Here is a 13,623-nt window from a genome sequence, read left to right on the forward strand (position 1 = left end):
GCGCTTGCGTGCTAAAGTGCAACAGAATTCCACATCGTTTAAAATTGTCTCGAAAGGCTTAAGCCAATCGAGACCGGCCCCGATTATGCTCCTTCAAGCGGCAGAAACGGGACAGACGTTCTGCGCCCAATACTGGCAGATCATCAATCCGCCATGCCATTGACTGAGAAAAAAGGCAAGCCTGATCTCAATCGGTTGCCCTGAACGGGGATTAAGAGATGATGAAGACGTTTGTTACACTTCTGACGCTGGCGTTTACAGCTGCGAATGCCTGCTCGGCACTTGCCGCCGGCCCCGCAGCTTTCGCCCGCGGCCTGACCAGCAACTCGGCAGTGAGCTATATCTCTGAAAAAGGAACGATCATTCCGCCTTTCGCCCAGGTGCTGTTCTGCGCCCAGAACCCTGCCGAATGCCGCGACAACAATGGTTTGTCGGTCGTCGCGCTGACGGACAAGGAAATGCTGCAGTTGGAGGATGTGAACAACACCGTCAATCGTACGATGATTGGCAGAAACGACCCCCGCAACGAACTTAACGGCGATGTCTGGAACGTGAATGTCCGCAGCGGCGACTGTGAGGATTTTGCGTTGACCAAGCGCAGCCGGCTCATGGCAATGGGCTGGTCGTCGCGAGCTTTGCGGATTGCCACGGCCTATACGCCCTCCGGCGACGGACACGCCGTCCTCGTGGTCAGAACCGACAAGGGCGACCTGGTGCTCGACAATAGGAAAAACAGCATCAAGAACTGGCGTGATACCGATTTGCGCTGGGACAAAATTCAATCGGATACCGACCCTTATGTCTGGTATCGCCTGTGAAAACGGACCCGGCTGGGGTAATTCCGGCAAGGCCGTGAAGTGCCTGAGCCGCCGCCATGCCCACATTTAAATAATCAAATTCACCCGTTCCGGGCTGAAGTCGAGCCGGCTCCGACGCGTGGCTCGACTTGTCATATCCCCCACACAAACCTATGTTTTTGCTGTCGACGGGGCAGCTGCGCGGGTCGCGGTGTCCTGAGTTGGAATTCCGATATGGGCCACCGGGCAATCTTCGAGGTTGTCTTTTCGGCCAGATTCAGTATCACGGGCCCATGCTGCGACGCAGCATGACGTTCTACTCTAATGATTTGAGGGAAATATGCGCATCACGATGATTGGATCAGGCTATGTCGGCCTTGTTTCAGGCGTTTGCTTTGCGGATTTCGGCCACGACGTCATCTGCGTCGACAAGGATCTGAGTAAGATCGAGGCCCTTCGCGAAGGCCGCATTCCGATTTACGAGCCAGGTCTCGATCAACTGGTCGCCGAAAACACCAGCACCGGCCGCCTGTCCTTTTCGACGGATGTCGGCGAAAGCGTTCGCGGCGCCGACGTCGTGTTCATCGCGGTCGGCACGCCCTCCCGGCGCGGCGATGGCCATGCCGATCTCTCCTACGTCTATGCGGCTGCACGCGAGATCGCCACCTACGTGGAAGGCTTCACCGTCGTCGTCACCAAGTCGACGGTGCCGGTTGGCACCGGGGATGAGGTTGAGCGCATCATCCGCGAAACCAATCCCAACGCCGATGTCGCCGTCGTTTCTAATCCCGAATTCCTCCGCGAGGGTGCGGCGATCGAAGATTTCAAGCGCCCCGACCGCATTGTCGTCGGCCTGAACGACGACCGGGCGCGCGAAGCCATGACCGAAGTCTATCGTCCGCTTTATCTCAACCAGGCGCCGCTGGTCTTCACGTCCCGACGCACCTCTGAACTGATCAAATATGCCGCCAACGCCTTCCTTGCGATGAAGATCACCTTCATCAACGAGATCGCCGATCTCTGCGAACGGGTTGATGCGAATGTCCAGGACGTTTCGCGCGGCATCGGTCTCGACGGCCGTATCGGCGCCAAGTTCCTGCACGCAGGTCCGGGTTACGGCGGCTCCTGCTTCCCCAAGGACACGCTGGCCCTGGCCAAGACCGCCCAGGATTTCGACGCGCCGGTCCGTCTCATCGAGACAACGATCTCGATCAACGACAACCGCAAGCGGGCGATGGGACGCAAGGTGATTACGGCGGTCGGCGGCGACATTCGCGGCAAGAAGATCGCAATTCTCGGCCTGACCTTCAAGCCGAACACCGACGACATGCGCGACAGCCCGGCAATCGCCATCATCCAGACCCTGCAGGACAATGGAGCCCAGGTGGTCGGCTACGATCCTGAAGGCATGGAGAATGCCCGCAAGGTCATCGAGAATATCGAGTATGCGAGCGGCCCCTATGAAGCAGCCGCTGGCGCTGACGCGCTGGTCATCGTCACCGAATGGAACCAGTTCCGCGCACTCGACTTCAGTCGCCTGAAGCAGTCGATGCGTGCTCCGGTCCTGGTCGACCTGCGCAATATCTACCGTAGCGACGAAATCCGCAAACACGGCTTCACCTATACCGGCATCGGCACCAATCTCCTCGGGGAAACGGCCAACTCCTGATAAAGCTGCTGAGATCTAACGTCCTGACGCCGCGGAACTCAAATCCGCGGCGTTTTTTATGCATGCCAAGCGGAAGCTCGCAGTTCCCCGATAGCGACGTGGTGAAAAGCGGTAGGGCGTCGTCGACACCACGAGTGCTTATCGCACGACACCATGCTCTTATCTTCTACAGGATTCCGACGCGCGTCCCTTTGATCGTCAGCACGGTCAGGCGGCCGGTCGCCGAAACCGCAGTATCGATACCGATGCGTTGCGGACCGAGTGTCGGGATTCGCGCGGGCGTGTGTCCATGGATCACGAGGACAGGAAGCTGCGGTCCTTCGTCCAGAAAGGGCTGGCGGATCCACATAAGGTCGCTGTCCTTTTGCCTCTTGAGATCGACGCCAGGTCTGATGCCGGCATGGACAAAGACCACCCTCCCCATCCGCAGCATGATCGGCAGCGATTCCAGAAATTGGATATGCCGCTCGGGTATCATGTTGTGAATGACGCGGGCGATCATTTCGGTTCCAGCCGCCGATCGCAGCAGGTACTCGATGTCGATGCCGTATGAATTCAGCGTCTCCGTCCCGGCAAAACCAAGCCATTCAAGAATGCACGTCGGCTTGCGATAGAGCTTCACCAACTCCGCATCGTGATTGCCGCACAGGGCGAGACGCTGGAATCCCGGCGGCGGCGGGTTGCTCAAGAATTCCAACACTGCGCTCGAATCCGGTCCGCGATCGACATAATCGCCGAGCAGGAGAATGAGTTTCGACCCCGCTATGCGCTCGGCATCCGCCTCGATACGGCGATGCGCCTCGACGAGCTCGCTATAACATCCGTGGATATCGCTCATCGCATAGACTGCGGCGAAATCGCCTTCGGCATATGTCAGCCGAGCGCGCCTGTTACGATTGCCGGCCAGCATCGGTATTTGTTGTCGCCATGGTCCTAGATAATCGAACATATAACCCATTTATGGCAACCGGCCGCATGGCGGGTTGATCCATCTCTCATCCAACGCCGCAAAGGCGCGAAGCTCAGTGTTCATAAGAAGTTGGCCTGATCGCGGCCGGTCAACATTGTAGCCGGAACCTATTGCCACATTCGGAACGACATGCAGCTCGCCAGCGACAGCAAAACGATTGTCGCAAAGAACGGCGCTTTGTATTTACCCATAATTGAGAAGACGTCGCGATTAGCATTCGCTTGTACTTTAATATAGGATGGTTAACCCCCAGTTAAACAAGCGTTTAGCGCATTTGATTCTTCCATCTTTAGCTGTATCACTCACTAATCCCTCGCGTGGAAGAACAGTGAGCTATCGCCTTTCCACAGGTCGGCCCTCCGAAAAAGCTGTATAAATCAACTATAACGAGAGGCGTAAGAAAAAAATGAACGTTAAAGCAGATCACGCTTGACGACCTTGCGAGGCAGCATAATGATGTTGCGTCGTGGACGTGAACGACGTTCTCGACCCAGTAATCTCAGATCCAAAATCGCGGGGTGCAAAGTGGAAACTGCGGTTGATTCGAAACTAATCGAGGCGATCACCTACGACGAAGACAGCCGGCATCTGCGGGTCTATCTGACAAACGGTCAGAGACGAGAATACGAAGGGGTTCCAAAAGGGGTCGTCGTCGGTTTGACGATGGCGGAATCGCCGGGCAATTTTTACATGAAGGCAATCAGGGGCAAATATCCTCCTCGCCCCTAGTACAGTGATTTTAGACCGGATCGGCCTAAAATCTCAAATCAGTTCTCATCGATTCGAACCAACGTCCATCTCGGCGAAGCCGATGTCAGTTTGAAACGACGTGGCGTCTATCCTGCAGCGACGATGAATGTCGTTGCGGCCTTACGCGGGACCAGGATCGCCGGTCCCGCAAGGCCGACTGGCAGTACAGGCGATCAATAATCGCCAAGGAACTCGCGAACCGCGTTGATCTCAAGCGGCGCGATCTCGTGTCCGCCGGGATGCCAGACCGTCCTGACCTCCGCCCCACGGCCCGTCAGGTGCGCGGACAGGGCCTCGGTCATTCCGGTCGGAGCGATCGGATCACGCTGCCCGGCCGTCACCAGGACCTTTCTTCCCACGAGCGTCGACTGGGTCTCGGGCTGAAACGGAATGAGCGGATGCATCAAAACCGCCGCGTCGAAAATGCCCTTCTCGATCACTACATTGGCAAGAATGTTTGCGCCGTTCGAGAAACCCAGGCCGAGAATCCTGGACGCCCGATATTCCTCGGCGAACGCCTTGACATAGGTGGCCATCTTCTCCGTCGCCCGCGAAAGGTCGGCCATGTCGTAGACCCCCTCGCCGCTGCGCCGGAAGAACCGGGCAGCACCATGTTCGGAAACATCGCCGCGCGGAGCAAGAACCGTTGCTTCCGGTAGCAGCTGGCGGGCGAAATCAAAGAACTGGTTTTCGTCGCCGCCGGTGCCGTGCAACACGATCAGAATTGGTCTGCCAGGTGCACCGGCATGCAGCCGGTGCACATATCCGATTTCCGTCATATCACCTCTCCTTACGCCTCGAGCGGCTGCAGGTGCTGCTCGAGCAGCGTGCGAAGATGGGCGTGCTGCTGCGGCAGCTTCAGCGCCTCACCGAGATGGGCCGTATCCTCGTCGCGGTTGAAGCCGGGTTCATTGGTCGCGACCTCGAACAGAACTCCACCCGGCGTACGGAAATAGATCGCCCAGAAATAATCTCGGTCGATCACCGGGGTCACCTGGTAGCCGGTGTCCATCAGCGCCTTGCGCACTTCGAGCTGCTTTTCACGGTTTTCGACCGCGAAGGCGACATGGTGGACGGAGCCGGCGCCGGGAAGCGCGCGGGCAATGCTCGGCATGGTCTCAAGGTCGATGAGATGCGCGCCGTTGCCGTCAGGTTTGATCAGCCGTTTGACCCCGTCCTTTTCCTCGGCAACCTCGTACCCCATGAACTTCAGCAGTTCGGCCGTGGCGCCGTCATCCCGCAGGCGCATGGCGACGGAATGGAAGCCGCGAATGGCGTGGTCCTCACTGACACCGCCATGGGTCCAGGGCTGGCGGTCATCGTCCTCGACCTCGACGAGCGCGAAGCCGTCACCGTCGGGGCCGGAAAAATTCAGGCGCTTCTCCCCGAAACTTTCCTCGGCCTTCAGCCCGCCGATATTCAATGTGCTGAAACGATCGCTCCAAAAGCCGAGCGAACCTTTCGGAACGGAAAAAACCGTGGTGCCGACCTCGCCGGTGCCGGGCCGGCCCTGCGCCATCTTCGGAAACGGGAAATAGGTCATGATCGTGCCCGGCGCACCGGTCTCGTCACCATAATAGAGGTGATAGACGTCGGGGGCGTCGAAATTCACCGTCTTCTTGACGCGGCGAAGGCCGAGCGCATGGGTGAAAAACTGGTTGTTGGTGCGGGCGTCCTCCGCCATCGACGTGACGTGGTGCAGACCCTTGATCTGATCGAGCATGTGAGACCCCTTTCTTGCCCGCCGCTTGCGGGCTTTCGATGGATCATAAATGCGCTCTGTCAGGGCTTCGGAATAGAGGTATAGACCAAAACGCATTGTCTCCTTTTTGTGAACACCGATCCACGCGCGTTCATTTTAAGAGCCATGAGGATCGACCGGCAGCTGCCAGTCGATCGGCGCCCGTCCGCGGGACTGCAGGAAGGCATTCGCCTTGGAAAAATGCTTGCAGCCAAAAAAACCATTATGGGCCGAAAGCGGCGACGGATGCGGCGCTTTGAGCACTTTATGCCGCGACGAGTCGACAAAGGCGGCCTTGCGCTGCGCATAGGAGCCCCAGAGCATGAAGACGACGGCTTCGCATTCGTCGTTGACCTTGCGGATGACGGCATCGGTGAAGCGTTCCCAGCCCTTGCCCTGATGGGCAGCCGCCTGCCCTTCCTCGACTGTCAGCACGCTGTTCAGCAGTAGCACGCCCTGCCGCGCCCAATGCTCGAGAAAACCATGACGTGCCGGCACTATACCGAGATCCGCCTCCATCTCCTTGTAGATATTGACGAGCGAGGGCGGTATGCGCACACCGGGCCGGACGCTGAAACATAATCCATGCGCCTGCCCCAGTCCGTGATAGGGATCCTGACCGAGGATGACGGCCTTGACGTTGGCGATCGGTGTCAGGTCAAGAGCACGGAAATATTCGCTGCCTTTGGGAAATATCCGTTTTCCGACCTGCTTCTGGGCGATCAGGAAAGATTTGAGCTGCTGCATGTAGGGGCTTGAGAACTCCCCCTCGAGGGCGGACTTCCAGCTCTCCTCGAGACTGACGGACGTATCGCTCATCAGCAAACCTTCGATATAGGACGAAACAATGGACATACGGTTTAGCAAAATCGGCTGGTGCCGCAATGCCTGTCGGTCTCGCGGCAGCGCCACCCCCTCGAAACCTGGCGAGTGGGCGCAACCTTGTTGATGAGTTCATCCTCCGTGTTTAACTATAAGCCCGCTTCGGTATTTACGCCGGCTGACGGGCTGAGTAGAACTTTGATCGTGACAATCGGAGCTTGTTTTCACATGAAATTCGGCACGAGCGGCCTTCGCGGACTTTCAGTCGACCTCAAGGGACGCGCCTCCGCCCTCTACGCCACCGCCTTCGGCAAATATCTGCTGGAGACCGGCAAAGCACGGGCCGGCGACGTCATTCTGATCGGACGCGACTTTCGCGATTCAAGCCCTGAAATCTCGGCGAAATGTGCCGGTGCGCTGACGGCGCTCGGGTTCCGTGTCTTCGACTGCGGCAATGTGCCGACGCCGGCCCTCGCCCTTTATGGCCTCGAAAGCAGGGCAGCGTGCCTGATGGTCACGGGCTCGCATATCCCGGCAGACCGCAACGGCATCAAATTCTATCGCCCCGACGGCGAGATCGACAAATCGGACGAGGCGGCGATCACCGCACAGGCAGCCGAGATCGAACGACGCGGCCAAGTGCTGATCGAGATGCCGCCGGCCAAGATGGAAGAACATGAGGCGATCTGCCGGCAGCTGTTTTTCGAACGCAATACGGCCCTGCTTCCGCAAGGTGCGCTAGCCGGGCTGAAGATCGGCGTCTACCAGCACAGCACGGTCGCTCGCGATCTCCTGATCGACGTTCTCGCCCACTTCGGTGCCGAGCTCATCGCCCTCGGACGCTCGCAGAGTTTCATACCGGTCGACACCGAAGCCGTTTCCGACGAGACGATCGCGCTCATGAGGCGCTGGGCCTCCGAGCACAAGCTCGATGCAATCGTTTCGACCGACGGCGACGGCGACCGCCCCCTGGTCGCGGATGAAACCGGCACGCCCTTGCGCGGCGACCTTCTCGGCCTTGTCGCCGCCAACTTCTTGCAGGCCCGCACGGTGGTGACGCCCGTGACCTCCAATTCCGGCATCGAGGCCGCCGGCAATTTCGCCGTCAGGCGCACGCGTGTCGGTTCGCCCTTCGTCATTTCAGGCATGGAAGACGCGGTGGCGGCCGGCGAAGATAAGGTCATGGGCTTTGAAGCCAATGGCGGTTTGTTGACCGCCACCACCTTCGATGTCAACGGCCATAAGCTGCGCGCTCTGCCGACGCGTGATTGCTTTATTCCCATGCTGGCGATCCTGTCGCTCGCGGCCGCTCGCAGGCAGCCGCTTTCTGCCGTTGCCGCCTCCTATAAGCTGCCCTTTGCCGCCGCCGATCGTCTGGAGAATTTCCCCGTCGAGACGAGCGCGGCCTTGATGGAACATCTGCGCGCCTCGGATGAAAATCTTGCCTCTTTCCTGCAGCCGATTGGCGCCGTAGCGACAAGATCCGATATCGATGGGCTTCGGGTGACCCTGACGGATGGCGGGATCATCCACTTCCGCCCGTCCGGCAACGCTCCGGAAATGCGCTGCTACGTGGAGGCAGGGAGCGAATCCGCAGCCCTCGAGCTGCTGCACAGCGGGCTCGACAGAATAAGACGCTGGGCAGCCGCCCGCTAACATGCAACGAATAAGCCGTCTATTTCAAGGAAACCGCCTATGACGCAGAAAATCGTTCCCGTGATCATGGCCGGCGGCAAAGGCACCCGGCTCTGGCCGCTTTCCCGTGCCACCGCGCCGAAACAATTCATCCAGTTCGTGGGCGACAAGACGCTGTTTCAGGACACGCTCGAACGCGTTTCCGATCCCGAGCTCTATGAAGCCCCGATCATCGTCACAAATGAAGAGTTCCGCTTTCTGGTCGCCGAGCAGGCGCGCGAGCTCGCCCGTCCGCTTGCCGCCGTCCTGCTCGAACCGGTCGCCCGCAATACTGCCGCGGCGGTCGCTGCCGCGGCGACGCTGGCCGCCGACCTTTTCGGCAAGAGTACCATCATCCAGATGCTCGCCTCGGATCACGAGATTCTCGCCGATAAGAGCTATTTCGACTGTATCCGCATCGCCCGCGAGGCGGCTGCCGACGGCAGGCTTGTCACCTTCGGGATCAATCCGACCGAACCGGCGACGGGTTACGGCTATATCGAGATCGGCGACGCGCTGGAGAACGGCGCCAACAAAGTGAAGCGCTTCGTCGAGAAACCGGCCCTGGCAGAAGCCCAGCGGATGCTCGCCGACGGCGGCTTCTACTGGAATTCGGGCATCTTCATGTTCCCGGTAACGGAACTTCTTGCCGAACTGCAGGAATATGCACCGGAGGTGCTCAAAGCCGCAAGCAAGGCTGTTTCCAAGGCCAGCCGCGACCTCGACTTCACCCGCCTCGATGCCGATCATTTCGCCAAGAGCCCGGATATCTCCATCGATTATGCGATCATGGAAAAGACCTCGAAGGCCGCCGTCGTCCCCTCGCCGTTCCGGTGGTCCGATATGGGAAGCTGGGATGCCGTCTGGAAATCGGGAAAACGCGACGATAACGGCAATGTCGCCGCGGCGAACACGACCGTGGTCAATACCCGCAATTCGCTGGTCATGACCCATGGCGTGCATCTCGCCGTCCAGGGCATGGAGGATGTCGCCGTTATCGCCAGCGAGGATGCCGTCTACGTCGGACCGCTCAAGGACAGCCAGAATGTCGGACAATTGGTCAAGATGCTGGCCTCCTCTTCGGCAACAGCGAAGTTCACCGAAACGCATCCGACGTCCTACCGCCCCTGGGGCGGCTATACATCGATCTTCAACGGCGATCGTTTTCAGGTGAAGCGCATCTTCGTCACGCCCGGCAAAAAGCTTTCGCTGCAAAAACACCACCACCGCTCCGAACATTGGGTCGTCGTCAAGGGGACGGCCGAAGTAACGGTTGGTGAGAATGTGCGAATGTTGCGCGAGAACGAAAGCGTCTACATTCCGCTCGGCGAAGTCCATCGCCTCGCCAACCCCGGCAAGATCGTCCTCGAACTCATCGAGGTACAGACGGGCTCCTATCTCGGCGAGGACGACATCATCCGCATCGTCGACGAGTTCGGAAGAACGTAGGGCCGGCTTACGGAACGGCAGGCGAGCCAACACAACTCGCCGCCGGTTCCGTCCGATCAGCATTGCTGTTGAATTTCCTGCCGGGGTTCTCGTAGAATGAGGGCACCGACAGACATGACCGGAGTGATCCCCTGATGCGTATCCTGCCCGCCCTCGCCGGATTTCTGATGCTGCCGGCCATGGCGTTCGCCCAGACAGCGAACATGCGCGCTGCAAGCGAGAGGGAAATTCGCCAGCACCTGCCCGGCACGTCGGAGCTGAAAGAAAGCAGCAACGGCTACGAATATCGCGAGGGCAACAAGAATGGCTACAAGATAAACAACGGCCAGGTCTGCGTTCTGTTTCCCAACAAGTCGAAGGACTGCGTCAGCGTAAAGACCGACGGCAAGACCTTCCAGATGATCGACCGGAAAGGCGGCCGTACGAGATTCTGACTTGCCGCCTGCGTCACCTCCCCGGTGAAGTTTCCTTGTCGAGAGCAAATTCGGCCATCAGACCGGAATGGTTCGAGCCGAGATTGTCGTCGAGACGTTTAAGCGAGATCAGGCGAAGCGGCGCCCGCGCGAATATATGGTCGATGGCGATCCCGAAGGCGCCGGCAGCGATCGGCCATGTGGCTGGTTCTGGTGCAAGCGTCTTCAGTTTCTGTTCGCGCAGAAGACCCTGGATGCTGGGCGCGATCGCCGACGAATTGAAGTCGCCGGACAGCACCAGAGGGCCGGAAATCGAACCGAGCGCCTTGCCGAGGTCATCCAGTTCGCCCATCTGGTAGTCGTCGTAGTAGGGTTTCGACAGATGCGCCGACACGAGATTGATGACCTGGCCGCCGAAGTCGACGCTTGATACGACCAATCTGTTTTTCCTGAGACTGCCGATGCTTGCGACCTGCCGCATCACCAACGGCCGTTTGGACAGGACCAGCGTATCACAGCTATCTTTGCCGTTGTCGCAGCCGATATGGTAGGGATAGGCCTTGAACATTCGCTGCAGATGAAATGTCAGCGGCTTGGCTTCGAGCAAATTGACGACATCGGCGTTCGAAGCGATCACCATGTCGGCAAGGGCCGTCGAGTTTTTCCAATTGTCGATGCCGATGTTGAACGACATCAGACGGAAAAGCGGTGCGGCATCCGTCCGCTGGTCATCCTGTGCAAATTCGCGCAGCATGCCGAAACCGTGAGCGGTGAGAAAAAGCGAGGCGAGCAGAAGAACGAGGCCGTAGATCTGCCTTCTGACTGCCAGAACAATGAGACTAGCGGCAACGAAGATGATCCCGAGATGGATCTGAAAGCTGTAAACAAACGACAACAGCCAGAAGTTCGTAACATAGCGCAGCGACACGATCGCAATGGCAAGGGTCAGAAATGCGCAGAGAATCCAATAGATTATATCTCGCATCGATCCTGATTCCGCTTGCCGACACTCGGCGGGCATAACATGCAGGAGGGCATGTTGCAACGCAGCATGGCGATGGGGCGCCAGTCCTGGCAGATGAGCAAAACCGGTGGCATCCGCCTGGCAGAACGCGCCGACGGCCTTGAAACCCGCATAGGTGCTTAAGTCTTCTCCCTCAAACACCTATCGACTCGCCCTCTTCTTATCTTGTAAGGGGGGGCACGTGATACGGAATCGGCTCTCTGCCGTCGGCAGGGCCAAGAAAAGGTGGGAATGCGCTACTTCATTACAGGGACGGCCGGTTTCATCGGTTTTCATCTGGCCAGGCGCCTGCTGCAGGAGGGGCATGAGGTAACGGGCTTCGACGGCCTCACGCCCTATTACAATGTCAAGCTCAAGCAGATGCGCCATGCGGCCCTCTCCCAGTTTCCGGCCTTCAAACCGGTGATCGCCATGCTCGAGGACCGGCCGGCGCTAGAGGCGGCTGTCCTCGCGGCCAAGCCCGACATCCTGATCCACCTCGCCGCCCAGGCCGGCGTCCGCTACAGCCTGGAAAATCCCGAAGCCTACATACATTCGAATGTCGAAGGCTCGTGGAACATCATGGAAATCGCCCGGCGGGTCGAAGTCCGCCATCTGATGCTGGCCTCGACATCATCGATCTATGGCGCCAACGCGACCGTCCCCTTCCACGAGACCGATCGCGCCGACGAGCCGCTGACCATTTACGCCGCGACGAAGAAATCGATGGAACTGATGGCGCACAGCTATGCCCATCTTCACAAGATTCCGACTACGGCCTTCCGCTTCTTCACTGTCTACGGCCCATGGGGCCGGCCCGATATGGCGCTGTTCAAATTCGCCAAGAACATGCTCGAAGGCCAACCGATCGAGATCTACGGCGAAGGCAATATGAGCCGTGATTTCACCTATATCGATGATCTCGTCGAAGCGATCGTGAGATTGTCGGCAATTGCGCCCAGCGAGGAAAATCGCCTCGACGACACGGCGGTCGAAACGCTTTCGCGCCAGGCGCCCTTCCGCGTCGTCAATATCGGCGGCGGCCAGCCGGTCAGCCTGATGGATTTTGTCGAGACCGTGGAAAAGACGCTCGGCCAACCTGCGATTCGGCTGATGCTGGCGATGCAGAAGGGCGACGTGCCCCGCACTTTCGCAGCCCCCGACCTGCTCGTCGCGCTAACCGGATACAAGCCTGATACGACCTTGGAGGTCGGAGTCAAAGCGTTCGTCGACTGGTATCTCGACGCGCGCGGCGAACTGGACGCCTGACGCAGATCGATCTCAGTCGCGACAGGCTTTAACGGAGAAGCGCTGCCACCTGCACCGCCTCGACGGCCTTCGAAAACATATAGTCGACGACGATAGTCAGGTTCTGCGCATCAGTCCTAAGCTGGTGGCTTTCGCCTTCGACCGCAGCCGGACTGCGCAGGGCGAAGGGAACAGCCGGCCGTACGAATCCGGCGCGCGTCGTCAGCGGAACCTCGGGCGAATGGCCGATGGCGGTGGTGTACATCAGGTCGCGTGCAAGGCTGGCGGGGCCGATGGCGAAGGCCGGCCCGGCGGCGGTAGTGACGGTCAAAGTCAAGGCGATAGCGGCAAGTGTTCTATGCATACCTAGTCCCCATTTGCGGATCGGCGGGCGTTCATTCCGTCCGGCTCCAAACGTTCGACGCGTCTGTCCACGCCTCGGTCGCTTTCATGAGACCACTCTACACGCCAGGATTTGCAGGGCTTTTAAGCGGATCGGTCAAATTTTACGAAATTTGACTTTTTCCGGCGGCGCCCATTTTTCTCGGATTGGAGGACCGAAAACGCCCGGGGGCACAATGGCAAACGCGTCCACCGGCCGATACGCCTCGACCAAGCGCGCAATGCCAATGATGTAAACGCTGGCCCGCAGTTTAGAGAATGCGATCCAGCTTCTTGTTGATATGCAAGTTGGGCATCAATCCCGCACTCTGGGCAGCGTGATAGGATTCTCGCGCCGCGTCGAACGAGATCGACCACATAATGGCGCTCAGCAGGAGCGCGATAATATAGATCTGAATACGCATCGGACCGGCGATACGGACAGAGCAAGGCGGTTTTGTGTCAAAACATGGTCGGTCAACCAACGAGAACGCGGTAACCACCTGTTTTGCAACCGGCCGACGCCGGACATATCAGTGTCGTGAAAATTAGCGATAGTCGCATCGCTTTCCCTGTTGGCAGCCAGCTGCCAGGGCTTGGCTCCCCTTCTCACCCGAGACCCCTGAGAGGTCCGTTCGCCCGGGCCTCTTTGCCTTTGCTTATCGCCGTTGTCGTGGATCCCCGAACGCGAAAATCGATCGAGACG

14 protein-coding genes are annotated in these 13,623 nt (G+C 58.9%); 8 read left to right on the plus strand and 6 right to left on the minus strand.

Translation table 11 applies throughout. The features are described from left to right. Positions 1-218 precede the first annotated feature (218 nt). The gene (locus J2J99_RS16930) at positions 219-818 is read left to right on the plus strand and encodes a transglutaminase-like cysteine peptidase (RefSeq protein ID WP_168298347.1); all 600 of its coding nucleotides are present in this window, start codon (positions 219-221) and stop codon (positions 816-818) included. 319 nt (positions 819-1,137) lie between these two features. Beyond that, entirely contained in the window at positions 1,138-2,466 is a 1,329-nt protein-coding gene (locus J2J99_RS16935; RefSeq protein ID WP_168298345.1) for a UDP-glucose dehydrogenase family protein, read from the plus strand. Between the two features lie 166 nt (positions 2,467-2,632). Here the strand turns inward: J2J99_RS16935 and J2J99_RS16940 are convergent, their stop codons facing one another. Then, complete coding sequence (locus tag J2J99_RS16940; protein ID WP_168298343.1) at positions 2,633-3,424, minus strand: metallophosphoesterase; 792 nt, start codon at positions 3,422-3,424, stop codon at positions 2,633-2,635. A 468-nt stretch (positions 3,425-3,892) separates the two neighbouring features. On the opposite strand from J2J99_RS16940, the gene J2J99_RS16945 reads away from it, so the two are divergent. Continuing rightward, positions 3,893-4,165: a KTSC domain-containing protein gene (locus tag J2J99_RS16945; protein ID WP_168298485.1), complete on the plus strand. Its 273-nt coding sequence runs from the start codon at positions 3,893-3,895 to the stop codon at positions 4,163-4,165. A 194-nt stretch (positions 4,166-4,359) separates the two neighbouring features. On the opposite strand, the gene J2J99_RS16950 is transcribed toward J2J99_RS16945, so the two are convergent. From J2J99_RS16950 to ung, 3 genes are all read right to left on the minus strand, one after another. Then, entirely contained in the window at positions 4,360-4,965 is a 606-nt protein-coding gene (locus J2J99_RS16950) for an alpha/beta hydrolase (protein WP_168298341.1), read from the minus strand. Positions 4,966-4,976: 11 nt separating this feature from the next. Then, the gene (locus J2J99_RS16955; RefSeq protein ID WP_168298484.1) at positions 4,977-5,909 is read right to left on the minus strand and encodes a VOC family protein; all 933 of its coding nucleotides are present in this window, start codon (positions 5,907-5,909) and stop codon (positions 4,977-4,979) included. Between the two features lie 135 nt (positions 5,910-6,044). Further along, positions 6,045-6,746 (minus strand): uracil-DNA glycosylase, encoded by a 702-nt coding sequence (gene ung, locus J2J99_RS16960; protein WP_168298339.1) that lies wholly within the window; start codon positions 6,744-6,746, stop codon positions 6,045-6,047. Between the two features lie 231 nt (positions 6,747-6,977). Between ung and J2J99_RS16965 the strand changes: the two genes are divergently transcribed. The 3 genes from J2J99_RS16965 to J2J99_RS16975 all read left to right on the plus strand — a co-directional run bounded on the left by J2J99_RS16965 (position 6,978) and on the right by J2J99_RS16975 (position 10,306). Continuing rightward, positions 6,978-8,405 carry a phosphomannomutase gene (locus tag J2J99_RS16965; protein ID WP_205919016.1) on the plus strand — a complete coding sequence of 476 codons (1,428 nt, stop codon included), beginning with the start codon at positions 6,978-6,980 and terminating at the stop codon, positions 8,403-8,405. Positions 8,406-8,444: 39 nt separating this feature from the next. Beyond that, positions 8,445-9,872 (plus strand): mannose-1-phosphate guanylyltransferase/mannose-6-phosphate isomerase, encoded by a 1,428-nt coding sequence (locus tag J2J99_RS16970; RefSeq protein WP_205919015.1) that lies wholly within the window; start codon positions 8,445-8,447, stop codon positions 9,870-9,872. Positions 9,873-10,006: 134 nt separating this feature from the next. After that, positions 10,007-10,306 carry a hypothetical protein gene (locus J2J99_RS16975; protein WP_168298336.1) on the plus strand — a complete coding sequence of 100 codons (300 nt, stop codon included), beginning with the start codon at positions 10,007-10,009 and terminating at the stop codon, positions 10,304-10,306. A 13-nt stretch (positions 10,307-10,319) separates the two neighbouring features. On the opposite strand, the gene J2J99_RS16980 is transcribed toward J2J99_RS16975, so the two are convergent. After that, positions 10,320-11,270 carry an endonuclease/exonuclease/phosphatase family protein gene (locus tag J2J99_RS16980; RefSeq protein ID WP_168298334.1) on the minus strand — a complete coding sequence of 317 codons (951 nt, stop codon included), beginning with the start codon at positions 11,268-11,270 and terminating at the stop codon, positions 10,320-10,322. 39 nt (positions 11,271-11,309) lie between these two features. Here J2J99_RS16980 and J2J99_RS34495 point away from each other — a divergent pair, with 39 nt between their 5' ends. Both J2J99_RS34495 and J2J99_RS16985 read left to right on the plus strand, forming a co-directional pair. Continuing rightward, on the plus strand, positions 11,310-11,432 hold the full coding sequence (locus J2J99_RS34495; RefSeq protein WP_281410844.1) for a hypothetical protein: 123 nt from the start codon (positions 11,310-11,312) through the stop codon (positions 11,430-11,432). Positions 11,433-11,540: 108 nt separating this feature from the next. Next, complete coding sequence (locus J2J99_RS16985) at positions 11,541-12,557, plus strand: NAD-dependent epimerase/dehydratase family protein (protein WP_168298332.1); 1,017 nt, start codon at positions 11,541-11,543, stop codon at positions 12,555-12,557. A gap of 28 nt (positions 12,558-12,585) precedes the next feature. Here the strand turns inward: J2J99_RS16985 and J2J99_RS16990 are convergent, their stop codons facing one another. Beyond that, complete coding sequence (locus J2J99_RS16990) at positions 12,586-12,900, minus strand: hypothetical protein (RefSeq protein WP_168298331.1); 315 nt, start codon at positions 12,898-12,900, stop codon at positions 12,586-12,588. Between the last annotated feature and the right edge of the window lie 723 nt (positions 12,901-13,623).

The organism is Rhizobium binae, assembly GCF_017357225.1.
Classification (GTDB): domain Bacteria; phylum Pseudomonadota; class Alphaproteobacteria; order Rhizobiales; family Rhizobiaceae; genus Rhizobium; species Rhizobium binae.